Source organism: Delftia deserti, from assembly GCF_042653485.1.
Lineage (GTDB): Bacteria > Pseudomonadota > Gammaproteobacteria > Burkholderiales > Burkholderiaceae_C > Comamonas > Comamonas acidovorans.
Genome location: NZ_JBHSIH010000001.1, coordinates 1676100 through 1700931, shown reverse-complemented (window position 1 = coordinate 1700931; position 24832 = coordinate 1676100). Strand labels below are relative to the sequence as shown.

General features: G+C 67.9%; 22 protein-coding genes. 18 read left to right on the top strand and 4 right to left on the bottom strand.

Annotated elements, in window-relative coordinates:
* The first annotated feature begins 14 nt into the window (after positions 1 to 14).
* From ACFPFG_RS08170 to cydX, 11 genes are all read left to right on the top strand, one after another.
* Entirely contained in the window at positions 15 to 1304 is a 1290-nt protein-coding gene (locus ACFPFG_RS08170; protein WP_380105963.1) for a mechanosensitive ion channel family protein, read from the top strand.
* Between the two features lie 209 nt (positions 1305 to 1513).
* Positions 1514 to 2263 carry an electron transfer flavoprotein subunit beta/FixA family protein gene (locus tag ACFPFG_RS08165; RefSeq protein ID WP_012204310.1) on the top strand — a complete coding sequence of 250 codons (750 nt, stop codon included), beginning with the start codon at positions 1514 to 1516 and terminating at the stop codon, positions 2261 to 2263.
* 13 nt (positions 2264 to 2276) lie between these two features.
* Positions 2277 to 3209 carry an electron transfer flavoprotein subunit alpha/FixB family protein gene (locus ACFPFG_RS08160; protein ID WP_374618676.1) on the top strand — a complete coding sequence of 311 codons (933 nt, stop codon included), beginning with the start codon at positions 2277 to 2279 and terminating at the stop codon, positions 3207 to 3209.
* Positions 3210 to 3362: 153 nt separating this feature from the next.
* The gene (locus tag ACFPFG_RS08155) at positions 3363 to 4505 is read left to right on the top strand and encodes an ABC transporter substrate-binding protein (protein ID WP_183021010.1); all 1143 of its coding nucleotides are present in this window, start codon (positions 3363 to 3365) and stop codon (positions 4503 to 4505) included.
* A gap of 81 nt (positions 4506 to 4586) precedes the next feature.
* Positions 4587 to 6377 (top strand): acyl-CoA dehydrogenase, encoded by a 1791-nt coding sequence (locus ACFPFG_RS08150; protein WP_197956976.1) that lies wholly within the window; start codon positions 4587 to 4589, stop codon positions 6375 to 6377.
* Between the two features lie 60 nt (positions 6378 to 6437).
* Positions 6438 to 7397, top strand: coding sequence for an NAD(P)H-dependent flavin oxidoreductase (locus ACFPFG_RS08145; protein WP_197956975.1), 960 nt, complete (start codon positions 6438 to 6440; stop codon positions 7395 to 7397).
* Positions 7398 to 7688: 291 nt separating this feature from the next.
* Positions 7689 to 9329: a thiol reductant ABC exporter subunit CydD gene (cydD, locus tag ACFPFG_RS08140; RefSeq protein WP_312375831.1), complete on the top strand. Its 1641-nt coding sequence runs from the start codon at positions 7689 to 7691 to the stop codon at positions 9327 to 9329.
* Complete coding sequence (locus ACFPFG_RS08135; protein WP_312375612.1) at positions 9326 to 11011, top strand: amino acid ABC transporter ATP-binding/permease protein; 1686 nt, start codon at positions 9326 to 9328, stop codon at positions 11009 to 11011. Before cydD ends, ACFPFG_RS08135 begins: the two co-directional genes overlap by 4 nt.
* 42 nt (positions 11012 to 11053) lie before the next feature.
* Complete coding sequence (locus ACFPFG_RS08130; RefSeq protein ID WP_380105958.1) at positions 11054 to 12640, top strand: cytochrome ubiquinol oxidase subunit I; 1587 nt, start codon at positions 11054 to 11056, stop codon at positions 12638 to 12640.
* 18 nt (positions 12641 to 12658) lie between these two features.
* Positions 12659 to 13810 carry a cytochrome d ubiquinol oxidase subunit II gene (cydB, locus tag ACFPFG_RS08125; RefSeq protein WP_374618685.1) on the top strand — a complete coding sequence of 384 codons (1152 nt, stop codon included), beginning with the start codon at positions 12659 to 12661 and terminating at the stop codon, positions 13808 to 13810.
* A 49-nt stretch (positions 13811 to 13859) separates the two neighbouring features.
* Entirely contained in the window at positions 13860 to 13985 is a 126-nt protein-coding gene (gene cydX, locus ACFPFG_RS08120; protein WP_012204319.1) for a cytochrome bd-I oxidase subunit CydX, read from the top strand.
* A 199-nt stretch (positions 13986 to 14184) separates the two neighbouring features.
* On the opposite strand, the gene ACFPFG_RS08115 is transcribed toward cydX, so the two are convergent.
* Entirely contained in the window at positions 14185 to 14781 is a 597-nt protein-coding gene (locus tag ACFPFG_RS08115) for a GbsR/MarR family transcriptional regulator (RefSeq protein ID WP_012204320.1), read from the bottom strand.
* Positions 14782 to 14943: 162 nt separating this feature from the next.
* Here ACFPFG_RS08115 and ACFPFG_RS08110 point away from each other — a divergent pair, with 162 nt between their 5' ends.
* Positions 14944 to 16101: an acyltransferase family protein gene (locus ACFPFG_RS08110; protein WP_380105955.1), complete on the top strand. Its 1158-nt coding sequence runs from the start codon at positions 14944 to 14946 to the stop codon at positions 16099 to 16101.
* A 68-nt stretch (positions 16102 to 16169) separates the two neighbouring features.
* Here ACFPFG_RS08110 and rnk read toward each other — a convergent pair whose 3' ends face one another.
* Complete coding sequence (gene rnk, locus ACFPFG_RS08105) at positions 16170 to 16574, bottom strand: nucleoside diphosphate kinase regulator (RefSeq protein ID WP_183021017.1); 405 nt, start codon at positions 16572 to 16574, stop codon at positions 16170 to 16172.
* A gap of 294 nt (positions 16575 to 16868) precedes the next feature.
* Between rnk and ACFPFG_RS08100 the strand changes: the two genes are divergently transcribed.
* On the top strand, positions 16869 to 18008 hold the full coding sequence (locus tag ACFPFG_RS08100; RefSeq protein ID WP_183021018.1) for a PA0069 family radical SAM protein: 1140 nt from the start codon (positions 16869 to 16871) through the stop codon (positions 18006 to 18008).
* 37 nt (positions 18009 to 18045) lie between these two features.
* Here the strand turns inward: ACFPFG_RS08100 and ACFPFG_RS08095 are convergent, their stop codons facing one another.
* Entirely contained in the window at positions 18046 to 18912 is an 867-nt protein-coding gene (locus ACFPFG_RS08095) for a LysR family transcriptional regulator (RefSeq protein ID WP_380105952.1), read from the bottom strand.
* A gap of 106 nt (positions 18913 to 19018) precedes the next feature.
* Here ACFPFG_RS08095 and ACFPFG_RS08090 point away from each other — a divergent pair, with 106 nt between their 5' ends.
* Both ACFPFG_RS08090 and ACFPFG_RS08085 read left to right on the top strand, forming a co-directional pair.
* A complete protein-coding gene (locus ACFPFG_RS08090) occupies positions 19019 to 20143 on the top strand; it encodes a mandelate racemase/muconate lactonizing enzyme family protein (protein WP_065347633.1) in 1125 nt (374 codons plus the stop codon).
* A gap of 35 nt (positions 20144 to 20178) precedes the next feature.
* Positions 20179 to 21153, top strand: coding sequence for a Bug family tripartite tricarboxylate transporter substrate binding protein (locus tag ACFPFG_RS08085; protein WP_380105950.1), 975 nt, complete (start codon positions 20179 to 20181; stop codon positions 21151 to 21153).
* A 28-nt stretch (positions 21154 to 21181) separates the two neighbouring features.
* On the opposite strand, the gene ACFPFG_RS08080 is transcribed toward ACFPFG_RS08085, so the two are convergent.
* Positions 21182 to 22033, bottom strand: a complete 852-nt coding sequence (locus ACFPFG_RS08080; RefSeq protein WP_013803446.1) for a LysR substrate-binding domain-containing protein — start codon at positions 22031 to 22033, stop codon at positions 21182 to 21184.
* 181 nt (positions 22034 to 22214) lie between these two features.
* Between ACFPFG_RS08080 and phnD the strand changes: the two genes are divergently transcribed.
* Genes phnD through phnE form a run of 3 tightly spaced genes read left to right on the top strand, consistent with a single transcriptional unit; the run spans position 22215 to position 24822 of the window.
* Positions 22215 to 23102, top strand: coding sequence for a phosphonate ABC transporter substrate-binding protein (phnD, locus tag ACFPFG_RS08075; protein WP_183021021.1), 888 nt, complete (start codon positions 22215 to 22217; stop codon positions 23100 to 23102).
* The gene (gene phnC, locus ACFPFG_RS08070; protein ID WP_380105948.1) at positions 23099 to 23977 is read left to right on the top strand and encodes a phosphonate ABC transporter ATP-binding protein; all 879 of its coding nucleotides are present in this window, start codon (positions 23099 to 23101) and stop codon (positions 23975 to 23977) included. The genes phnD and phnC overlap by 4 nt, the downstream gene beginning before the upstream one ends.
* Entirely contained in the window at positions 23977 to 24822 is an 846-nt protein-coding gene (phnE, locus tag ACFPFG_RS08065) for a phosphonate ABC transporter, permease protein PhnE (protein ID WP_013803443.1), read from the top strand. The genes phnC and phnE overlap by 1 nt, the downstream gene beginning before the upstream one ends.
* Positions 24823 to 24832: the final 10 nt, after the last annotated feature.

The window sequence follows — 24832 nt, the reverse complement described above, 5'->3', positions numbered from 1 at the left end:
AACGGCCCTGATCCATGGACATCTTCGACAAGCTCATCAACGACTTCCAAAGCTCCAGCGCCTGGCTGGAGTTCTCCGTGCTCATCGCCTGCCTGCTGCTGGCCTACGGCGCCATGCGCGGCCTGCATGCGCGCTACGGCCATCTCAACGATGGAAAGCCCTCCGTATGGATAGGCCGCCATGCGCTCGACGGCGCCCTGTTCCCGCTGCTGGCGCTGGTGCTGGTCTTCACCAGCCAGGAGATCCTGGCGCGCTTTTCCACGGTGTTCTGGCTGCGCGTGGCCGTGTCGCTGCTGGTGTCCCTGTCGGTGATCCGCTTCGTGGCGCGGGTGCTCAGCCGGACCTTCCCCCACTCCACCGTGGTGCGCCTGATCGAACGCATCTTCTCCTGGCTGGCCTGGGGCGCGGCCGTGCTGCACAGCATAGGCCTGCTGCCGCAGGTCATGGAGGAGCTGGAGGCCCTGCAGTTCAACATCGGCAAGACGCCGGTCAGCCTGCTCAACCTGATCGAGGGCACGCTGTCGGCAGGCCTGATGATGGTCGCCGTGCTGTGGGTGGCAACGCTGTTCGAGCAGAAGGTCATCAACCAGTGGGTCAGCGACCTGTCCATGCGCAAGGTGGCCATGAACATCACGCGCAGCGTGCTGATCCTGGTGGGGCTGCTGGTGTCGCTGTCCATGGTGGGCGTGGACCTGACGGCGCTGTCCGTCATGGGCGGCGCCATCGGCGTGGGCCTGGGTTTCGGCATGCAGAAGATCGCCTCCAACTACGTCAGCGGCTTTCTGGTGCTGATCGAGCGCGCGCTGCGCATCGGCGACAACGTGCGCGTGGATGGCTTCGAGGGCCGCATCACCGACATCCGCACGCGCTACACCATCATTCGCGCGCTCAACGGCCGCGAGTCCATCGTGCCCAACGAGACGCTGATCACCCAGCGTGTGGAGAACCTCACCGGATTCGACGTCAAGTTCGGCCTGTCCACCAACATCGTCGTCGGCATGGACAGCGATGTGGAGCAGGTGCGCCGCATCCTGCTCGATGCCGCAGCCGCCCAGCCGCGCGTGCTCAAGACGCCCGCGCCCTCGGTGGCGCTGGTGGACTTTGTGGAGCAGGGCCTGCAGTTCAGCCTCGGCTACTACATCAACGACCCGCAAAATGGCCAGGGCAATGTGCGCTCCGAGGTGAACCTCGCCGTGCTGCGCGGCCTGCGTGCAGCGGGCGTGAGCCTGCCGGTCCCCAAGCAGGTGGTTCAGATCACCGAACGCGGGGGCGTGGCGGCTCAGGCGGCAGAGAAAAACAGCTAGGATTATTCCTAGGTGCATACCCTGAGTTCAGGCTGTTCCCCTGCAGGAAATCTCAATGGCCGTGCTTAAAATGGCACGATCGTTCTTTTTTGTGAGCGCGCATGCGGCCCTCGATCGTCAGGGAAACCTGCCGCAGCTGCTGCAGCGCCGCATACAATGATTTCGGTTTACGTAAACGTCAATCTATCAATCAATCAGGAGCCGCTGCAATGAAGGTTTTGGTCCCGGTCAAGCGCGTGGTGGACTACAACGTGAAGGTCCGCGTGAAGTCGGACGGCACGGGCGTGGACATCGCCAACGTCAAGATGAGCATGAACCCCTTTGACGAAATCGCCGTCGAAGAAGCCGTTCGCCTCAAGGAAAAGGGCGTGGCCACCGAGGTCATCGCCGTCTCCTGCGGCGTGGCCCAGTGCCAGGAAACCCTGCGCACGGCCATGGCCATCGGTGCCGACCGCGGCATCCTGGTGGAGACCACAGAGGAACTGCAGCCTCTGGCCGTGGCCAAGCTGCTCAAGGCCCTGGTGGACAAGGAACAGCCCGGCCTGATCATCCTGGGCAAGCAGGCCATCGACGACGACGCCAACCAGACCGGCCAGATGCTGGCGGCCCTGGCCGACCTGCCGCAAGCCACCTTCGCCTCCAAGGTCGAGGTCGCTGGCGACAAGGTGAATGTCACGCGTGAAGTGGACGGCGGCCTGGAAACCCTGGCCCTGAGCCTGCCGGCCGTCATCACCACCGACCTGCGCCTGAACGAGCCGCGCTACGTCACGCTGCCCAACATCATGAAGGCCAAGAAAAAGCAGCTGGACACGGTCAAGCCTGAAGAGCTGGGCGTCGATGTGGCCCCGCGCCTGAAGACGCTCAAGGTGGCCGAGCCCGCCAAGCGCGGCGCTGGCGTGAAGGTGCCGGACGTTGCCACGCTGGTGTCCAAGCTCAAGAACGAAGCCAAAGTGATCTAAGGAAGACAGCGACATGACATCCCTCGTTATTGCAGAACACGACAACGCTTCCATCAAGAGCGCCACGCTCAACACCGTCACTGCGGCCCTGGCCTGCGGCGGCGACGTGCATGTGCTGGTGGCGGGCGAGAACGCCGGCGCCGCTGCGCAGGCCGCGGCCCAGATCGCCGGCGTTGCCAAGGTCATCCACGCCGATGGCGCCAGCCTGAAGGACGGCCTGGCCGAGAACATCGCGGCGCAAGTGCTGGCGATTGCTGCCAACTACAGCCACATCCTGTTCCCCGCCACCGCCAGCGGCAAGAACGCCGCGCCGCGCGTGGCCGCCAAGCTGGACGTGGCCCAGATCAGCGACATCACCAAGGTGGACAGCGCCGACACCTTCGAGCGCCCCATCTACGCGGGCAACGCCATTGCCACGGTGCAAAGCAGCGACAAGATCAAGGTCATCACAGTGCGCGGCACGGGCTTTGACGCAGCCGCTGCCACGGGCGGCAGCGCCCAGGTTGAGCAGCTGGCCGCCGCCGGCGACAACGGCAAGAGCAGCTTCGTGGGCCGCGAGGTCACCAAGAACGACCGCCCGGAACTGACGGCCGCCAAGATCATCGTCTCCGGTGGTCGCGCGCTGGGCAGCAGCGAGAAGTTCCAGGAAGTCATCACGCCGCTGGCCGACAAGCTGGGCGCCGCCATCGGCGCATCGCGCGCGGCGGTGGACGCAGGCTATGCGCCCAACGACCTGCAGGTCGGCCAGACCGGCAAGATCGTGGCGCCGCAGCTGTACATCGCCCTGGGCATCTCGGGCGCCATCCAGCATTTGGCCGGCATGAAGGACTCCAAGGTGATCGTGGCGATCAACAAGGACCCCGAGGCACCGATCTTCTCGGTGGCCGACTACGGCCTGGAGGCCGATCTGTTCCAGGCCGTGCCGGAACTGGTGCAGGCGCTGTAAGCGGCTTAAGCTGAAAAATGAGGGGCATAGGCCCCTCTTTTTCCGTCATGGATTCCGGGATGGTCCGCTGGTCACGGCGTGCACCACCGACTACAACAACGGACTTGGCCGCCAGCCGGTGCTGGCGATGCATGAACCGCGAGGGAGATTGAAATGAAGATGATGCGCTTGCGCCTGGCCCGCACGGCCGTGGCCTTTGTCTGTGGCGCCATGGCGCTGGCCGCCGAGGCCAATGCCTGGGTGGTGGGGCAGGTGGCACCCATGTCGGGAGCCGGCGCGACGCAGGGCCGTGCCTATGCCCAGGGCATGCGCCTGTACTTCGACCAGATCAACAAGGCCGGCGGCGTGCAGGGGCAGCCCGTGCAACTGGTCACCGTGGACGATGTGGGCCATCCCGAGGAAACCGTGGACAAGACCCGCAAGCTGCTGGACGAGTCCAAGCCCGTGGTGCTGGCCGGCTACTTCGGCAACCGCAACATGGCGGCGCTGCTGGACAGCAAGCTGCTCGACCAGTCGCAGATCTCCCTTGTGGGCTACCAGAGCACGGACACGCGGGTGCTGGGCAATCCGCAGATCTTCAGCACGCGCGCCAACCTGCCCGAGGAAATGGCCAAGATCGCATCGCACCTGGCCACCGTGGGCATCACTCGCCTGGCCCTGCTGCATGACGAGCGCCCCGACGCCAAGGCCGTGGCGGAACTGGTGGGCAAGGCGATTGCGCCCTCCAAGGCCAAGCTGGTGGCCAGCGCCTCGCTGAGCACGGGGAAGGGCGCCATGGACAAGGCCGTGTCCCAGTTGCAAAAGGCCCAGCCTTCGGCGCAGGCCGTGATGGTGGTGGCCTCCAGCCCCGTGACCTCGGCTTTTGTCGAGGCGTACCGCATGGCGGGTGGCACGGCCCAGATCTACGCGACGTCCGAAGCCGATATCGAGCAACTGGCCAAGCGCCTGCCCGTGGAGTTCATGAGCGGCCTGTCCATTGCCCAGGTCGTGCCCAGTCCCTACAAGGTGACCATGCGCCTGAACAAGGAGTTCAGGGATGCGGCCGCCGCAGCCGGCAAGTCGCTGGCCGTGCCGGTCAGCTACGCGATGATGGAAGGCTATGTGAACGCCCGCGTCATCGTGGAGGCCATGCGCCGCACCCAGCCGCTGACGCGCGAGAAGCTGGCCGCTTCGCTGCGCGGCCTGGACGCCTTCGATCTGGGCGGCTACTGGGTTACCTATCGTCCGGGCTCGCAGGCGGGCTCGAAATTCGTGGATTTGTCCATCGTCAATGCATCGGGCCGCGTCACGCAGTAAGGCTGTGACGGCGCGCCCGCTGTCCCAGGTCGCCGCGCGCTGCGCGCCGGCGGTCCAGGCTCTGTTCAGGAAGGTTCAACAATGACTTACTCGGCTCCCCTCAAAGACATGCTGTTCGCCATGGAGCATCTGGCGCAGATCGACCAGGTGGCGCAGTTGCCCGGTTTCGAGGAGGCCGGCCTGGAGACGGCCCAGGCCGTGCTGGAGGAATGCGCCAAGCTGTGCGAGGGCGTGGTGGCACCGCTGAACCTGCCGGGCGACGTGGCGCCTTCCAGCCTCAAGGACGGCGTGGTTACCACCACGGCGGGCTTCAAGCAGGCCTTTCGCCAGTACGCCGAAGGCGGCTGGCAGGGCCTGCAGCATCCGCAGGACTTTGGCGGCCAGGGCCTGCCCAAGACGATTGGCGCGGCCTGCGTGGAAATGCTCAACAGCGCCAACCTGAGCTTTGCGCTGTGCCCGCTGCTGACCGACGGCGCCATCGAGGCCCTGCTCACGGCCGGCAGCGATGAGCTCAAGGCCACCTATCTCGAAAAGCTGGTGACCGGCGAGTGGACCGGCACCATGAACCTGACCGAGCCCCAGGCCGGCTCCGACCTGGCCCTGGTGCGCACCAAGGCCGACCCGCAGCCCGATGGCAGCTACAAGGTCTTCGGCACCAAGATCTTCATCACCTATGGCGAGCACGACATGGCCGAGAACATCGTCCATCTGGTGCTGGCCCGCGTGGCCGGGGCGCCCGAGGGCGTCAAGGGCATCAGCCTGTTCGTCGTGCCCAAGTTCCTGGTCAACAAGGATGGCTCGCTGGGCGCGCGCAACGATGTGCACTGCGTGAGCATCGAGCACAAGATGGGCATCAAGGCCTCGCCCACGGCCGTGCTGCAGTACGGCGACAACGGTGGCGCCGTCGGCTATCTGGTGGGCGAGGAGAACCGCGGCCTCGAATACATGTTCATCATGATGAACGCGGCCCGCTACGCCGTGGGCGTGCAGGGCATTGCCGTGGCCGAGCGCTCCTACCAGCACGCCGTGGCCTATGCCCGCGAGCGCGTGCAAAGCCGACCCGTGGACGGCAGCGTGAAGGCCAGCGCCACCATCATCCACCACCCCGATGTGCGCCGCATGCTCATGACCATGCGTGCCTACACCGAGGGCTGCCGCGCCATGGCGGCCACGGCCGCTGCCGCCTACGATGCGTCCCACCACCATGCCGACGCCCAGGTGCGCGAGGCCAATGCGGCCTTCTATGAATTCATGGTGCCCCTGGTCAAGGGCTACAGCACCGAGATGAGCCTGGAAGTCACCAGCCTGGGCGTGCAGGTGCACGGCGGCATGGGCTTCATCGAGGAGACGGGCGCTGCCCAGTACTACCGCGACGCCAAGATCCTGACCATCTACGAAGGCACGACCGCCATCCAGGCCAATGACCTCGTGGGCCGCAAGACCGCTCGTGACGGCGGCCAGACGGCGCTGGCCATCGCGGGCCAGATCGAGAAGACCGAGGCCGAGCTGGCCGCCAGCGGCACGCCCGAGGCACTGGCCGTGGCCCGCCAGCTGGCCGCCGCGCGCCAGGCCTTCGTGGAGGCGGTGCACTTCGTCTCGGGCCAGGCCAGGGCCGAGCCCAATGCCGTGTACGCCGGCAGCGTTCCCTACCTGATGCTGGCCGGCAACCTCGTCGCAGGCTGGCAGATGGGCCGCGCCCTGCTGGCGGCCGAGCAGCTGTTGCACAAGGGACAGGACGAGGCCTTCATGCGCGCGAAGATTGCGACGGCACGCTTCTATGCCGAGCACATCCTCGTCAAGGCGGCGGGCCTGCGCGATGCCATCGTGCACGGCGGCGACAGCGTGATGGCGCTGCCCATGGACGCCTTCTGACCCGGCGCTCCCGCACGGCACAACGCAGACAGAGACACCGAGAACCAACGGAGACAACGCATGTCCAAGCTTCCCCCGGCGCTGAAGAAACTGGCCCTGCCAGTGATCGGCTCGCCGCTGTTCATCATCAGCAACCCCAAGCTCGTGATCGCCCAGTGCCAGGCCGGCATCGTGGGCTCCATGCCCGCGCTCAACGCGCGCCCGGCCGAGCAGCTCGAAGACTGGCTGGCCGAGATCACCGAGACCCTGGCTGCCTGGGACAAGGCCCATCCGGACCGGCCCTCGGCGCCGTTCGCCATCAACCAGATCGTGCACAAGAGCAATGACCGGCTCGAGCACGACATGCAGATGTGCGCCAAGTACAAGGTGCCCATCGTCATCACCAGCCTGGGCGCGCGCGAGGACGTGAACCAGGCCGTGCACAGCTGGGGCGGCGTGGTGCTGCACGACATCATCAACAACAAGTTCGCGCACAAGGCCATCGACAAGGGGGCCGATGGCCTGATCGCCGTGGCGGCGGGCGCGGGCGGCCATGCGGGCGTCAAGAGCCCGTTCGCGCTGATCCAGGAGATCCGCGAATGGTTCGACGGCCCCGTGGCGCTGTCGGGTTCCATCGCCTCGGGCGGTGCGATCCTTGCGGCCCAGGCCATGGGTGCGGACTTCGCCTATATCGGCTCGGCCTTCATCGCCACGCATGAGGCGCGTGCGCACGACGCCTACAAGCAGGCCATCGTGGACGGCACCTCCGATGACATCGTCTACAGCAACCTGTTCACGGGCGTGCATGGCAACTACCTGGCGCCGTCCATCCGTGCGGCAGGCCTGGACCCCGACAACCTGCCCGAGTCGGACCCCAGCAAGATGAACTTCGGCGGCGACGCCAAGAAGGCCTGGAAGGACATCTGGGGCTGCGGCCAGGGCATCGGCGCCATCCGCGAAGTCACGGGTGCGGGCGAGCTGGTAGAGCGTCTCAAGCGCGAATACAACCAGGCGCGCGACCGCCTGCTGTCCACCCCGTAAGGCAGGGGAGCCCAGGACGGGCTCTTCTCCTACCCCGCCAGACGGCGCCCTCGGGCGCCGTTTTCTTTGGGTATTACCCACGCTGTGCGGGTCCGGTTCTGGAAGTTGTTTGCGCAAACCCCCTTGCGCACGCTTGACTGCTTCACTCGGCTTCCCCCCACGAGCGACTTGCCTGGAGCAAGTTTGTTTAGAATTGTTTGCGTAATTTCAGTAAATACTGAAATTACAGAATAAATGAACAAACCTTGTACCCCGTCATTGCCTGAGTTCCACCAGCTGGCGCGTCGTCCGATGGCGGGTACGGGGCGCCTGGTGCTGGCCTCGCTGCTGTGGCTGCCCCAGGCGGCGCTGTTGGCGCTGGCCGTGCAGTCCATGGCCGATGGCGCGGGCAGGGAGCCGCTGTGGCCGCTCTGGCTGCTTGCGGCCGGCGTGGCGCTGCTGGGCGGGCTGCGCGCCTGGTGCGATGCCAGCGGCACGCGCCGCGCCAATCTGCAGGCGCGCAGCCTGGTGAGCGCGCTGCGAATGCAGGTGCTGCGCACGCTGGCGGGCACCTCGCCGCTGGACCGCCAGCGCGCGGCCTCGGGCCAGGCAGCCAGCGCCATGGCCGAGCAGGCCGAGGCCATCGTGCCCTGGCTGTCGCGCTACCAGACCGCCATGTGGCGCGTGCGCACCGTGCCGCTGGTGATTGCGCTGGCCGTGGCCAGCCAGAGCTGGGTGGCGGCGCTGATCCTGGTGGTGGCCGCGCCGCTGATCCCGCTGTTCATGGCCATCGTCGGCTGGCGCGCCAAGGCGGCCAGCCAGGCGCAGATGCTGGAGCTGGGCGGCATGAACGCCTTCCTGCTCGACCGGCTGCGCGGCCTGTCCACCCTGCGCGCCCTGGGCGCGGTGGATGCCACGGCGCAGCGGCTGCGCGCCAATGCAGAATCCCTGCGCGAACGCAGCATGCGCGTGCTGCGCATCGCCTTTCTGTCCTCTGCGGTGCTGGAGCTGTTCTCGGCCCTGGGCGTGGCCATGGTGGCCGTGTACGTGGGCTTTCACCTGCTGGGCCATCTGCCCTTTGGCAGCTGGGGCCAGACACTGAGCCTGGGCCAGGCGCTGTTCGTGCTGCTGCTGGCGCCCAGCTTCTTCGATCCCCTGCGTGAGCTGTCTGCCGTCTGGCACGACCGCGCCAGCGGCGAGGCCGCGCTGCAGGCCCTGGGCGAGCTGGGCCGCGATGCGCAGCCGCTGCCCGGCGCGCTGAGTGCGCCCGGCAGGGCTGCCGGCCAGGCCTGCGCCCTGCACCTGGAGCAGGTGCGGCCCCAGGCGCCAGGCGGCGCGGTCACGCTGCCGGCGCTCACGGTGGACGTGCGGCCTGGCGAGCATGTGGCGCTGTGGAGCCCCAGCGGCAGCGGCAAGTCGCTGCTGCTGGCGCAGATTGCCGGCCTGCTGCCGGTGGCCGAGCCTGGGCGCATCCATATCGACGGCCAGCTGCTCGACGGCGAATCGGCCGGTCGGCTGCGCGCGCGCATGGCCTGGATGGGGCAGAGCCCCCATGTGTTCGCCGGCTCGGTGGCCGAAAACCTCCGGCTGGGCCGCCCGGGATTCACCTTCGGCGAGCTGCGCCAGGCCCTGCGGCTGGCCGGGCTGGGCAAGCTGGCCGAGACCCGGCCCGGCGCCACGCTGGGCGAGGGCGGAGCCGGACTTTCTGGTGGGGAGATCGTGCGCCTGGCACTGGCGCGCCTGGCCTTGTCGCGCGATGCAGGCCTGCTGCTGGTCGATGAACCCACGGCCCACCTGGACCCGGCCACGGCCGCCCAGGTCACCGATGCCCTGCTGCAGCTGGCACGCGGGCGCACGCTGATCGTCGCCACCCACGATGCCGAACTGGCCGCAGCCATGCACCGCGTGGTGGAACTGGCGGGCCCTGCCGTCCCAGAGGAGCTGGCCGCATGAAGCCCCGCTCCACCCTCTGGCCCGTGCTTGCTGCCCTGGCGCGCATGGCGCCCCGCCGCCTGTGGCTGGGTGGCGCGCTGCTGGCCCTGCTCACGGTGCTCATGGGCATGGCGCTGCTGGGCCTGTCGGGCTGGTTCATCACGGCCACGGCGCTGGCCGGGCTGCTGCCGGCCACGGCCATCGTCTTCGATGTGTTCATGCCTTCGGCGGGTATCCGCCTGCTGGCCCTGGGCCGCACGGGCACGCGCTATGCCGAACGGCTGGTCACCCATGACGCCACCCTGGCCGTGCTGGCCGCCCTGCGCGAGCGGCTGCTGCGCAGCTGGGCTACTCCCGCCGCTGCTCTGAGCCTGCGCCTGCGGCCCGCGCGCCTGCTGCAGCGGCTGACGGCCGACGTGGATGCGCTGGACAGCCTGTACCTGCGCCTGTTCGTGCCCTTGCTGGCCGCCACGGGTGCTACGCTGATGGCCGCCCTGGCACTGGGCCTGATGCGCTGGTGGCTGGGCCTGGCACTGGCCCTGTGGCTGCTGGCCACGGGCCTGGGCAGCGCCCTGTGGCTGGCGCGCGGCGCGCGCCGGCCCGCCGTGCGCCGTGCGCTGGCGCTGGAGTCCCTGCGCGCCCGCACGGCCGACCTGGTGGCCGGGCAGGCAGAGCTGGCCATGGCCGGCACCCTGGCCGCGCATTGCGAACGCATTGCCGCCCTGGACGCCCGCGTGGCCGAGGCCGACGCCGCGCTCCACGGCCTGGAGGCCCGAACCTCCTTCGTGCAAGGCCTGTGCGGCGCCCTGGCCCTGGCCGGTGTGCTGCTGGGCGTGGGCTGGCTGGCCGAGGCCGGCCTGCTGGGTGCCCCCGTGGCCGCGCTGGCCCTGCTGCTGGCGCTGACGGCCATGGAACCCTTTGCCGCATTGCGCCGTGGCGCGCTGGAGGCCGGCCGCAGCTGGCTGGCCGCACGTCGGCTGGCTCCTGCTCTGCGCGATGGCGCTGCGCAAGCCATGCCCGAACCCGCTGCACCCCGGCAGGGGCAGGCGTTTGAACTGGAACACGTCGTGGCGCCGCGTGCCGCAGCGCTGCCGCAGGACCTGCGCATTGCCGAAGGCGAGCGTGTCGCCCTGCTGGGCGCCAGCGGCGCGGGCAAGACCACGCTGCTGTCCCTGATGGCCGGCGAGCTCCAGCCGCTGGCCGGCGCCGTGCGTGCCCGGCGCTGCACCTGGATGACGCAGCGCACCGAACTGTTCGAGGACAGCCTGCGCGACAACCTTTTGCTGGCTTGCCCCGAGGCCGCCGAGGACGCGCTGTGGGCGGCGCTGGAGGTCGCCGGGCTGGCCGGCGATGTGCGCGCCATGGCGCAGGGCCTGGACACGCGGCTGGGCGAGGGCGGGCTGGGCCTGTCCGGCGGCCAGGCACGGCGCCTGGCGCTGGCGCGGCTGCTGCTGAGCCCCGCGCGCTGCTGGCTGCTGGACGAAGTGACCGAGGGCCTGGATGCACGCACGGCCGCCGACCTGCTGGCGCGGCTGGACAGTGCGGCCCGGGGCCGCACCCTGGTGCTGGCCACCCACAAGTTGCGGGAGGCGCAACTGGCCGACCGGCTGCTGTGGGTGGAGCAGGGCCGCGTGGTGTCCGAGGCGCTGCGCGGCACACCGCCGTTCGAGGCGGCCCTGGCGCGCCTGCGGCAGGACGGCTGATCAAGGATTTCACCAAGTACCCCCGAGAGAAAGGATCTCACCATGGACCTCGACATCGTCGATCTATCGCGGCTGCAGTTCGCGGTAACGGCGCTCTACCACTTCCTGTTCGTGCCGCTGACCATCGGCCTGGCCGTGATCATCGCCATCATGGAGACCGTCTACGTGATGACGGGCCGCACCATCTGGCGCGACATGACGAAGTTCTGGGGCACGTTGTTCGGCATCAACTTCGCCATGGGCGTGGCCACGGGCATCGTGATGGAGTTCCAGTTCGGCATGAACTGGAGCTACTACAGCCACTACGTGGGCGACATCTTCGGCGCGCCGCTGGCCATCGAGGGGCTGATGGCCTTCTTCCTCGAAGCCACCTTCGTGGGCCTGTTCTTCTTCGGCTGGGACCGCCTGAGCAAGGTGGGTCACCTGGTGACCACCTGGTGCGTGGCCCTGGGCTCGAACTTCTCGGCGCTGTGGATCCTGATCGCCAATGGCTGGATGCAAAACCCCGTGGGCGCGGCGTTCAACCCGCAGACCATGCGCATGGAGGTCACCGACTTCTTTGCCGTGCTGACCAACCCCGTGGCCCAGGCCAAGTTCGTGCACACGGTCTCGGCCGGCTACGTGACGGCGGCCCTCTTCGTGCTGGGCGTCTCGGCCTGGTATCTGCTCAAGGGCCGGCACATCCAGCTGGCGCGCCGCTCCATGACGGTGGCCACCTCGTTCGGCCTGGCCGCCGCGCTGTCGGTGGTGGTGCTGGGCGATGAAAGCGGCTACCTGTCCTCGGAGCACCAGAAGATGAAGCTGGCCGCCATCGAGGCCATGTGGGACACCGAGCCCGCACCGGCCGCCTTCACGGCCTTCGGCTTCCCCGACAAGGCCGCACGGGAGACGCACTATGCCGTGCACATTCCCTGGGTCATGGGCCTGATCGGCACGCGCTCGCTGACCACCGAGATCCCCGGCATCAACGACCTGGTCCAGCGCACCGAGCAGTACATCCGCAACGGCATCGAGGCCTATGGCGCACTGGAGGCCATCCGCGCCGCAGGCCCCACGGGCCAGGTGCCGGCCGAGGCCAAGGCCGTCTTCGAGGACAAGGGCGGGCAACTGGGCTACGCGCTGCTGCTCAAGCGCTACCTGGACGACCCGCGCCAGGCCACGGACGCGCAGATCGCCCAGGCCGCCTGGGACACCGTGCCGGCCGTGGGGCCGCTGTTCTGGGCCTTCCGCATCATGGTGGGGCTGGGCATGTTCTTCATCGCGCTCACGGCCGCCTTCTTCTGGCTGTCGGTACGGCGCAAGCTGGATGCCCATCCGTGGATGCTCAAGCTGGCCGTGATCGCCATCCCCATGCCCTGGATCGCGGCCGAATGCGGCTGGATCGTGGCCGAGGTGGGCCGCCAGCCCTGGATCATCGAAGGCGTGCTGCCCACGGCGCTGGCCGTCTCCAACCTGGGCGCTGGCACGCTGCTGCTGACGATTGCCGGCTTCATCGCCATCTACTCCGTGCTCTTCGTCATCGAGATGAAGCTCATGGTGAAGGCCATCCGCAAGGGACCGCAGGAGGAAAGTGCGCCGCACCTGACCACCTACTTCCCGTTGATGCAAAAACTCGCCCGCGGGCAATGACCAGGGGAGATTGAGACCATGATTCTTCACGAACTGATCAGCTACGACATCCTGCGTCTGCTGTGGTGGGGCCTGCTGGGCGTGCTGCTCATCGCCTTCGCCGTCACCGACGGGTTCGACCTGGGCGCGGCCGCGCTGCTGCCCCTGGCCGCCAGGACCGATGTGGAGCGCCGCGTCGTCATCAATGCCCTGGGCCCGGTCTGGGAAGGCAACCAGGTCTGGCTCATCCTGGGCGGCGGTGCCATCTTCGCGGCCTGGCCACAGCTGTATGCCGTCTCGTTCTCGGGCTTTTACCTGGCCATGTTCGCGGCCCTGGTGGCGCTGATCCTGCGCCCCGTGGCCTTCAAGTTCCGCAGCAAGCGGGAGGAGCCGGCCTGGCGCGCGCGCTGGGATGCCGTGCTGTGCATGGCCGGCGTGGTGCCCGCGCTGATCTTCGGCGTGGCCCTGGGCAATGTGCTGCAGGGCGTGCCCTTCCGCCTGGCGCCCGACATGCGCATCTACTACGAGGGCACGTTCTTCGGCCTGCTCAACCCGTTTGCGCTGCTCGCCGGCCTGGTGTCGCTGTGCATGCTGCTCATGCATGGTGCGTCCTGGCTGGTGTTCAAGACCGAGGGCGATGTGGCCGCGCGCGCGCGCCGCTTCGGCATGGCGGCGGCCGTCGCCACCACGGTGCTGTTCGCGGCGGCCGGCGTGTGGCTGGCCGCGCTCAATGGCTACCGCATCACCAGCGAGATCAACACCACCGGCCCGTCCAACCCTCTGTTCAAGACGGCTGCGCTGCAGGCGGGCGCCTGGTTCGCCAACTACCAGGCCCGGCCCGTGCTCTGGGCGGTGCCGGCCATCGGCCTGCTGATGCCGCTGCTGGCGACGCTGGGCCTGTGGCTGCGCCGCGAGTGGCTGGCCCTGCTGTCCAGCGGCCTGGGCATTGCGGGCATCATCGCCAGCGTGGGGGCGTCCATGTTCCCGTTCATCCTGCCCTCGTCGCTGAACCCGCAGCACAGCCTCACGGTCTGGGACTCTTCGTCCAGCCATGTGACGCTGTTCATCATGCTGGTGTGCGCGCTGATCTTCGTGCCCCTCATCGTGGCCTACACCAGCTGGGTCTACAGCGTGCTGCGCGGCAAGGTCGACCCGATGGCCATCATCGAGGGCCGCGGCCACTCGTACTGATCCACCGAATCAAGAAACGACAGTCAACGTCAAGAAAGGAAACAACACCATGTGGTATTTCGCCTGGTTGCTCGGCCTGCCGCTGGCGGCCGCCTTCGCGGTGCTCAACGCGATGTGGTACGAACTGATGGACGACGAGGCCACGCGCCGCGAACTCCTGGCCCGGGAGAAATAAAGCTCCCCCTGAGGCGCTTCGCGCCTTCCCCCTCTCTCTTCGGGAGGGGGACGACACCCTCGCTGCGGGGGCGGCCCTTGCTCGGTGTCCCTCGCTTTGGGCTACGCCAGTTTTTGCACGCGTTTACCGCCAATGAAGCATTGCTGTAAACACAATGAGCTCCCTCGGGAGCTCATTTTCGTACGCAGGCTTGCCAGGTTCAATCGTCGGTGTCATCCGCCTTGGCGCGGCCCTTGCCGCCCGTGATGCGGTCCTTCAGATCCAGCAGCCGCGTCACGGCCGTGCCCATGCCCATGAGCTGCATGGCGGTCTCGGGCGACAGGCGCTGCACGTCGTCGAACCAGTTCATCAGCCGGTCGATCAGCTCGTACATGTCGCGCATGCGCTGCTGGGCGTAGCGTTCCTCTTCGGTGGTGACTTCCTCCAGCATGGCGGCGCGCAGCATGGACTGGGTGGGCTCGATCTCGCGGCGGCGGCGTTCCTCGGCCAGGCGGCGGAAGATTTCCCAGACATCCTGCGGCGCCTCGAAATACTCGCGCCGGTCGCCGGGCTGGTGGCGCAATTGCACCAGGCGCCAGGCCTGCAATTCCTTGAGCCCCATGCTCACGTTGGAGCGCGAGAACTCCAGCGTCTCGGCGATCTGGTCGGCATTGAGCGGCTCGGGCGAAAGGAACAGCAGTGCGTAGATCTGGCCTACCGTGCGGTTGATGCCCCAGCGGCTGCCCATCTCGCCGAAGTGCGAGACGAACTGCCGGTTCAACGCCGGAAGAGGTTTGGATTGCGTCATGGCATGCATTGTGCCTGCGCGTGCGCGGCACGCTCCGGGCGGCTTGGGAAGCGATGTGTCAGCTTTCTGCAAGTCGCGCCCAAAAGGCGCACAATGGCGCCTTTGCGGGCTTGCGGCCAGGCGGCCCGGGCCCTGCGCCTTCCCGCTCCCGTACCGACCACAGATTGCCCCATGTCCCACGCTAGCCGCAGTGCGCTGATCGACTGCACCAAGGGCCTGGCTTGTGCCGCCATCGTCTGGCACCACCTGGCCTTCTACGGCCCCATGTCCGACATCGCCCATCCGGCCGCGCCGGACCTCATCGACTGGCTCTATGAATATGCGCGCATGGCCGTGCAGATCTTCCTGGTGCTGGGCGGCTACCTGGCTGCGGCCAGCATGGCGCCCCAAGGCCACGGGCAGCACAGCGATCCGTGGTCGCGCATCGGCCGCCGCTTCGTGCGCCTGGTCGTGCCCTATGCAGTGGCCCTGGTCGTGGCCATCGTGGTCTCGGCGGCCGTGCGGCCCTGGTTCGACCATGCCTCGGTGTCGGGCGAGCCCGATCTCTGGCAACTGGTGGCGCATGCGCTGCTGCTGCAGAACATCGTGGGCGAGGAGTCGCTGTCCGCCGGCGTCTGGTATGTGTCCATCGACTTCCAGCTTTTTGCGCTGACTGCGCTGCTGCTGGCCGGCACGCGCTGGGGCGGCGCCTTGCTGCGCCGCCGCTTTGGCGGCGACGCCCTGTCACGCTGCTGGCCCTGGGCGCTGAGCGTGGCGCAGGCGCTGGTGGTGATCGGCGTGACCGCTTCGCTGCTGGGCTTCAATCTGGATGCGCAATGGGATGTGTGGGCGCCGTACTTCTTTGGCGCCTACGGCCTGGGCATGCTGGCCTACTGGGCCGCGCATGCGGACAAGGCCTCGACGGCCTGGAGCTGGTCGGTGCTGATCGTGGCCCTGGTCGTGGCGGCACTGGCACTGGAGTGGCGCGACCGTATCGCGCTGGCCGGTGCCACGGCGCTGGCCCTGGTCTTGGCCATGCGCAGCCCTGCATTCGCCCAGGCGCAAGGCTGGGCGCCGCTGCGCCGGCTGGGCAAGATTTCCTACTCGGTGTTTCTCGTGCACTTCTCGGTCTGCCTGCTGGTCAATGCCGTGGAAAGCCATTTCTGGCCACAGTCCGTTCCCGCCGCCCTGCTGGGCATGTGCACGGCCTTTGCGCTGTCGATTGCGGCCGGCCATCTGCTGTACGAGCGCGTGGAACGCCACGTTCCCAGCTGGCACATGGCGCTGCGCTGGCAGGCCGGCCTGGTGGGCACAGGCCTGATCGCGGCGTTTGTGGCGGGCCTGCGCTAAGGCGCGTTACTCCACAAACAACAAAGGCAGCCGGTTGGCTGCCTTTTTCGCATCAAGCCGGTCGGCGTTCAGCGGTGCAGCTCGCCCGCGCTTTCCGGCTGGAAATCGATGGCATCCACACGCACGGTGACCTGGCCGGAAGGGCCCGGCATGCGCGACTGGTCGCCCACGCTCAGGCCCAGCAGGGCAATGCCCACGGGAGCGAAGACCGATACCTTGTCGGAGCTGCCATCCATCTCCTTGGGATAGACCAGGGTCAGCGTACTGGTCTTGCCCGACTCCAGCAGCGTGAAGCGCACGGTGGAGTTCATGGTCACCACGTTGGGCGGCATTTCCTTGGGCTCGAGCACGTCGGCCCGGTCCAGCTCGGCTTCAAGCGCGTCGCGGCCGGGGAATGCGGGCTGCTTGTCCAGCAGGGCCTCGATGCGCTCCAGGTCCAGGGACGAAATAATGATGTGGGGCTTGCGCTCCATGGTGTTGGCTCCCTTGTGTGCTTGCGCCGTGGCTGCAGTGAAGGGCAGCGGCGCCCAAACGGACAAAAGCCCGGGCAACGCGGTTGTCCGGGCCAAGGCATCTTCAGAAAAGAGAAAAGCACCAAGTTGGTGCGATAAGGCCATTGTGCAGGCCCGTGTGCGTTCTGCCAAGCGAACCCGCACGGCGCGGTGCGGATTGATGCGGGTACTTGCCAATCTGGAAAAACCCATTTCGCAACGGCAAGCATGCCGGGAGCGCTTGTTGTTTATGCTGTATTTATATACAGTTAATTCATGCCTCTCAGTCCTTCCACGCCCCGCCATACGGCCCAGGTGCCCCTGCACGCCCTCAAGGGCCGGGGCGCAGCCAGCCAACTGGCGCACCGCTTCACCACCGACCCGCGCGAGGCCTTCGATGACGGCTGGGGCAGCCTTGAGGCGCCGGCCGAAGGCGAGGAAGCCGCCCCCCTGCGCACCGAACTGCGCTGGGAGCAGGCCCGCTCGGCGCTGAGCCGCCACCAGTCGCCCGACCTGCCGTTTCACATGGGGCTCAATCCCTACCGGGGCTGCGAGCACGGCTGCATCTATTGCTATGCCCGGCCCACGCACAGCTACCTGGGCTGGTCGCCGGGGCTGGACTTCGAGACCCGGCTCATCGCCAAGCAGAACCTGCCCGAGCTGTTGCGTGCCGAGCTGTCGCGCGCCAGCCATGTGGCCGCGCCCGTGATGCTGGGCTCGGTCACCGACTGCTACCAGCCCGTGGAGCGCGAGCTGGGGCTGACGCGCCGCCTGATCGAGGTGCTGGCCGAGGCGCGCCACCCGTTTTCCATTGTCACCAAGGGCAGCGGGGTGGAGCGTGACCTGGACCTGCTGGCCCCGCTGGCGCGCCAGGGCCTGGCCTCGGTGCATATCACGCTGACCACGCTGGACGCAGACCTGGCACGCCACCTGGAGCCGCGCGCCGCCGCGCCGCACCGCCGGCTGCGCAGCATCCGCGCGCTGACCGAGGCGGGCGTGCCCGTGGGCGTGAGCCTGGCACCGCAGATTCCCTTCATCAACGAAGACCTGGAGAAGGTGCTGGAGGCGGCCGCCGACGCAGGCGCGCGCCACGCCTTCTACGCCGTGCTGCGCCTGCCCTGGGAAGTGGCGCCGCTGTTCGAGCAATGGCTGCAGGTGCACTACCCCGACCGCGCCCGCCGCGTGATGGAGCGTGTGCGCGACCTGCACGGCATCCAGGGCGAGCAGCGCGAGGCCGGTCGCGTCTACAACGCCGAGTTCGGCCAGCGCATGAAGGGCACGGGCCACTGGGCCGAGCTGCTGCGCCAGCGCTTCGCCCTGGCCTGCCGTCGGCATGGATTCAACCGCGAGCCTCTGCGGCTCGATTGCAGCCTCTACCACCCGTCGCTTTTGCTGCCGCAACGCAGCCTGTTCTGAGAGCCTGCGTGCCAGGCACAGGTCAGGGCATGGTTCGCTAGCGGGAATCGATCAGCTCGGACAAGGCGGCCGCCAGCGGGGAGCGCACCGACGATCGCAGCCACACCATGCCCACTTCGCGGGACGGGCTCGGAGGGGGCAGCGGCCATCGGCGCGTTCTGGCATCCGGCGGTCCCAGCACGGGCCAGTCGGGCAGGATGGAGACACCGAAGCCTTCCGCAACCAGCTGTGCGATCTGCTCGATGCCGTCCAGCTCGAAGCGGACCTTCGGCTTGATGCCGTGGCCCCGCAGGTATTCATCCGCCATTTTTCCCGCCACCACCTTGCGGTCGTACTGGATGAAGGGCTCGCGTGCGGCCGTGAGCAGCGGATCGCGCACCTTCATGTCCCGGGGCGCGAGAAGAATCAGCGCCTCGCTGCGCATCAGCCGCCATTCGCAGGTCTTGGGCATGGCGAAGGCGGGGTGCACAAGGATGGCCGCATCCAGATGGCCGGCCTGCACCTGGTCCAGCAGCAGTGAGGAGGTGCCGGGTTCGATGTAGACGCGCACGGCCGGATGGGCGCTCATCCACCGGCGCAGCAGCGGGGGCACCAGGCCCATCAGCGCCGTGGGCGTTGCCCCCAGCCTCAATGGGCCGGCGGGAAGCTCGGTGGCCGAGGCGGACGATCTCAGGTTCTCCACGGATTTGAGCACCTCCCGCGCATGCTCCACGATCCGGGCGCCAACGACGGTGGGCCGCACCGTCCGGCCCACCCGCGTGAGCAGTGCACAGCCCACGTCGGCCTCCAGCGCACGCATCTGCTGGGCCACGGTGGTGGGCGGCAGGTCCAGCCTGCGCGCGGCGTCGGCCATCGAGCCGCAGTCCACGACGGCAATGAAGCTCTGGAGAAAGCGCGAATCCATGCGACGCATTTTGCGTCATCTGAACCATGGGACACCATCTTTGTTGCGGATCTCCTGAAGCGCAAAGTTCGCTCGTTCCCGCTTCCAAACCATGTCAGGAGAGCACATGCCCCTCATCGAATCCATTGAAGTCTGCGTTGCCCGCGTGCCGCTGGATAAGGTCACCTATCTGTCGAACCGCACCGTGGTCGACCGCCACTACGGGCTGGTCAAGGTCCGCAGCAGCGACGGCGTCGAAGGCATCGGCTTTTGCTATGTCGGCAATGCGGCGGGCGAGCTGTTCCGCGTCGCGGTCGAGCAGCTGCTCGGTCCTGTGCTGCTGGGCCGCGATTCCCTGGCCGTCGAAGGGCTGTGGAAGGAGATGTACCAGGAGGCGCTGCTGCAAGGCCGCATGGGCACCGTGATGCGCGCACTGAGCGCACTCGACATTGCGCTGTGGGATCTCAATGCCCGCACCGCCCAGCTGCCTTTGCACAAGTACCTGGGCGCGGTGGAACTGGACACGGTGCCCGCCTATGCCAGCGGCGGCTACTACGTGGACGGCAAGACCGCCGGCCATGTCGGAGAGGAGATGGCCGGCTATGTCGAGCTGGGCTTTCAGGCCGTGAAGATGAAGACCGGCCGCTGGTCGCCCCAGGGCGAGGAGTCGCGCGTGAAGGCGGCGCGCGAGGCCATCGGCCCTGACGTGGAGCTCATGCTGGACTGCAACAACGGCTGGGTGGACACCGTGCAGGCCATGCAATACCTGCGCCGCATGGAGGCATACGACCCCTATTTCATCGAGGAGCCGTTCAGCCCCGACGATGTCGAAAGCCACGCCCGCCTGGCAAAGCTCACCCGCATTCCCGTGGCCACCGCGGAAATCGGCTATGGCCGCTGGTACCACAAGCATCTGCTCGACATGGGCGCCGCATCCATCCTGCAGACCGACGCTGCTGTCTGCGGGGGCATTACCGAGTGGAAGCGCATCGCCGCCATGGCGGCGGGCTATGGGCTGCAGATGTGTCCGCACTGGTTCCACGATGTACACGCGCCGCTGGTGGCCGCGACCCCCAATGCGCGCTATGTCGAGTTCTTCTGGGATGACCAGGTGCTGAACTTCCGCCGCCTGCTGGACCGCCAGCTGGCGCAGGAAAAGGGCCGTGTCGTGCTGCACCAGACGCCGGGGCTCGGCTTCAATTTCGACGAGGCGCAGGTGTCCCGGTTCGGCCGCTGGACCTCGGTGGCGTAAGACCGCCGCCAGCCCATCATCCAAGGAGACAAGCCATGCAACGCAGACAGTTCCTGACCTCGGTCGCCGCAGCCGCCGCCCTGCATGCCCATCCGGGCTTTGCACAGGCCAGGCCGCCAGCGGGCCCGGTCAAAATCCTCGTCGGCTTCTCGGCAGGCGGCGGCACGGACATCCTGGCGCGGATCATCGCCAACCGGCTCAACCAGCTGTGGGCCATTCCCGTCATCGTCGAGAACCGGCCAGGGGCGGCGGGGCTGATTGCCGCCGCCGAGGCCGCCAGGGCCGCGCCCGATGGGCAGACGCTGATGATGGGCCACATCAATGCGCTGGGCATTGCCCCTGCGCTCAACCCCAGGCTCGGCTTCTCGCCGGAGCGGGACTTCTCCGCCATCGCCCTTGTGGGCCAGACCCCGCAGGTCCTGGTTGCCAGCCCCAAGGCTTCCGCCACCATGCAGGGCCTGCTGGCTGCATTGAAGCAAAGGCCGGGGGAGGTCAGCTTCGGCTCCTCGGGCACGGGGTCGGCCCAGCACCTTGCGCTGGCACTGTTCGAGCAGACTGCGGCGGTGTCCGCGCTCCATATCCCGTACAAGGGCGCGTCGAACGTGATGACGGATCTGCTGGGCGGCCAGATCGACTACGCGTTCGAGGGGATGACCACGGCGGCGCCCTTCATCAAGGGAGGAAAAGTCCATGCCATGGCTCAGACGGGTGTGAAGCGCGCCAAGGCCTTCGCGGAGATTCCCACCGTGGCGGAGCAGGGCTATTCCGGGTTCAACGCGAGCATCTGGTTCGGCCTGGTGGGCCCCGCAAGAATGCCCGCCGATCTGGTGGCCCGCATCAATGCGGACGTCAACCGCATCCTGGCCATGCCCGAAGTGGTGGCCAAGCTCGAAGAGTTCGGCGCAGAGGATGGAGGGGGGACGCCGCAGCGCTTTGACGCCTTCATGCGCGATGAACGGGCAAAGTGGGCCCGGCTGATCCAGGCACGCGGAATCAGGGTGGAGGGCTGAGGCGGGGTGAGGTGGCCTGGCGCGGCCCTCAAACCGCTTCCAGAAACGACCTCACCAGCAGGCTGTCGCTGCGCTCGCGCATGCAATAGACATAGGTGGTGGTGCTGGCCGGGTCGCCCGCGATGCGCAGCGGGCGAAAGCGCGGGTCGGGGATGAATTCGGCTTCGGACACGGCGCCCAGTCCCAGGCCGCGCGCCACGGCTTCGCGTATGGCTTCGCGGCTGCCGATCTCCAGCTCGGTGCGCGGCTGCACCCCGGCGGCCTGCAGCACCGATTCCAGCGCGGTGCGCGTGGTCGAGCCGTGCTCGCGCAGCAGCAAAGGCTGGCCCTGCAGTTCGGACAGCGCGATTTCGCTGCGCCGCGCAAAGGGATGGGCGACATGGGCGAACAGCACGATGGCGTGGCGCGCGTACTCGCGTGCCAGCAGCTCCGGGCGGTCGTAGAGGCCGGCGAGCACGGCCACGTCGGTGTCGTAGCGTTCCAGGTCGGCCAGCACCTGCTGCGAGTTGCCCATGCGGATGGACAGCTGCATGCCCGGGTGCCGTGCGCGGTAGGCGGCCACCATTTCGATCACATGGAAGGGCCCCACGGCGCCGATCTTGAGCTCGCCCTGGTGCAGCTGCCCCGAGTCGCGCAGGAAGAACTCGGCCTCGGCCTCCAGCGCCATGATTTTCTGCGCCATGGGCAACAGTCTGGCGCCTGCGCCCGTGAGCGTCATGCGGTAGCCGCGGCGGTGGAACAGCTCGATCTGGCTTTGGCGCTCCAGCGTGGCGATCTGGGTGGAGATGGTGGGCTGGCTCACGCCCAGTGCGCGGGCGGCGGCGCTGAGGCTGCCATGGTGGGCGACGGCGATGAAGGCGCGGTAGCGGGCGTTGCTCACGAAAGTCGGTATCTCAAGGTTTTGTCTATGGATGCTGTCAAAACCGATTCTGAAACTTTCACATGGCAGAAATATGTCGCTCCTAGCATTCAGCCATCCCCACCCGCCTGGCGATTTGGCCGGCGATTCACGGATCCACCGATCTGCCGATGTGCCTGACCTGATGCAAAGGAACGCTCCCATGAAGATGAACCGCAAGACCTGGCTGCGCCATGCCGGCGCCGTGCTGGCCCTGGCCGCCACCGCCGCCACTGCTACCACTGCCGCCTTTGCCCAGCCCGCCGAGCTGCGCGTGGGCCTGATCCCCTCGGAGGACGCGCAGGCCATGATCCGCGCCAGCCAGCAGGTCATGGACCAGCTGGCCACCCGCACCGGCATGAAGGTGCGGCCCTTCGTGGCCAATGACTACAACGGCGTGATCGAGGCGCTGCGCTCCAACAAGATCGACATCGCCTTCCTCGGCCCGTTCTCGTACGTGCTGGCCAGCCAGGTGGCAGGCGCCGAGGCCTTTGCCGTGGCCGTGACCAAGAAGACGGGCAAGAGCGCGTACCACAGCATGGTGATCTCCCGCAAGGACAAGGGCCCGGCCAGCGTGGTCGATCTCAAGGGCCGCAGCTTTGCCTTTGTGGACCCGACCTCGGCGTCGGGCCACCTGTTTCCCAAGGCCGGGTTGATGGCCGAGGGCTTCGATGCGGACAAGGGCTTTTCGCGCGTGATCTTCTCGGGCTCGCACGACGCCAGCATCATGGCCGTGGCCAACGGCAAGGTGGATGCGGCGGCCGTGGCCGACCGCATCTTCGACTCGGCCGTGAGCAAGGGCCTGGTCAAGCGCGAGGACTTCCAGATCGTCTGGCGCTCCCAGCCCATCCCCGAGTCGCCCATGACCTGGCGCAAGAACCTGGACGCCGGCACCAAGCAGAAGGTGGCTGCGGCCCTGGCCGAGGTCAAGGACCTGCCCTGGGGCGACCAGGGCGTGCTCGACGGCTTCGCGGCCACGGATGACAAGGCCTACGACGTCGTACGCCAGACGGCCAAGGCGCTCAAGCTCGACCTCGGGAGCATGAAATGATCCGCATCCGCCAATTGCGCAAGAGCTATGGCAGCAACCATGTGCTGCATGGCATCGACCTGGATGTGCAGCCCGGCGAGTTCGTCGTCATGCTGGGCCTGTCGGGGGCCGGCAAGTCCACGCTGCTGCGCTGCATGAACGGCCTGGCCCGCGCCGACAGCGGCACGCTGGAGGTGGGCGGCATGGACCTGATGCCGGGCGGCGGCAGGCACAGCCGGCGCGAGCTGGCTCGCCGCGTGGCCATGGTCTTCCAGCACCACAATCTGGTGCCGCGCCTGTCGGTGCGCAAGAACGTGCTGACCGGGCGCCTGGGCCAGACCGGCACCCTGGCCTCGGTGCTGCAGCTGTTCCGCGAAAGCGATATCCGCCTGGCCGACCAGTGCCTGGAGCGCGTGGGCCTGGCCCACAAGGCGCTGGAGCGCACCGAGGCGCTGTCGGGCGGGCAGATGCAGCGCGTGGGCATTGCCCGCGCGCTGGCCCAGCAGCCCCAGGTCATCCTGGCCGACGAGCCCGTGGCCAGCCTGGACCCCAAGACCGCGCGCAGCGTGCTGCAGTACCTGCGCGATGCCACGCGCGAGCTGGGCATTGCCGTGGTCTGCAACCTGCACCAGGTGGACTACGCGCGGGAGTTCGGCGACCGTGTGCTGGGCCTGGCCCAGGGCCGCATGGTCTTTGACGGATCGCCGCAGGCGCTGGACGAGGCCGCGCTGCAGGCCATCTACCATGCGCAGCCCACTGCAGGGCAAGGCGCAGGGCAGGGCGCAGAGCCGGACACACCTCCGGGCACGGCGGCCATAGGGCCTGCCGGCCTGCATGCGCAGGCGCCGGTGCCTGCCTCGTGGATGCGGGCCAGCGCGCCCGCAGGAGGACTGTGATGACCAGCGCCAATTCCTGGAGCCCCGAGCCGCGCGACCGCTGGCAATGGACCGCGCCGCGCCCCCATGGTGCCCTGGGCTGGACCGGCTATGCGGCTGCGGCCCTGGCCATCGCCTGGGTGCTGCACTGGAGCGCGGGCGGCGCGCAGATGAGCTGGGGCGAACTGGCGGCAGGCATGCCCCAGATCGCAGACTTCGTGGCGCGCTCCGTGCCGCCGGACTGGAGCATGCTGCCGCGCCTGATGGCGCCCGCGCTGGAGACGGTGCAGATCGCCATCTGGGGCACGCTGCTGTCCGTGGTGCTGGCGCTGCCGCTGTCCTTCATCGCGGCCAGCAACCTGCATGGCTGGCACTGGCTGCGGCGCATCACGCGGCAGTTCCTGAACGTGGTGCGCAGCATCAACGAACTGATCCTGGCGCTGGTCTTCGTCTCGGCCGTGGGCCTGGGTCCATTCCCCGGCGTGCTGGCCCTGGCGCTGCACGGCATGGGCATGCTGGGCAAGTTCTTCGCCGAGAGCATCGAAGAGATCGACGACGGCCCGCTGCAGGCCCTGCGCAGCGCAGGCGCCACGCAACTGCAGCTCATCGTCTTCGGCGTGATACCGCAGGCCATCACGGCCTGGATCGCGGTCGTGCTCTACCGCTTCGAGGTCAACCTGCGCTCGGCCACGGTGCTGGGCATGGTGGGCGCGGGCGGGCTGGGGTTCGAGCTGGTCGGCAGCCTCAAGCTGTTCCGCTACCAGGAGACGGCCACCTGCATCGTGGTCATCACGGTGATGGTGATCGCCGCCGATCTCGTCTCCCACTGGCTGCGCCGCCGCATCCAGCAGGGCACCCGCCATTGAGGGCAGCGCT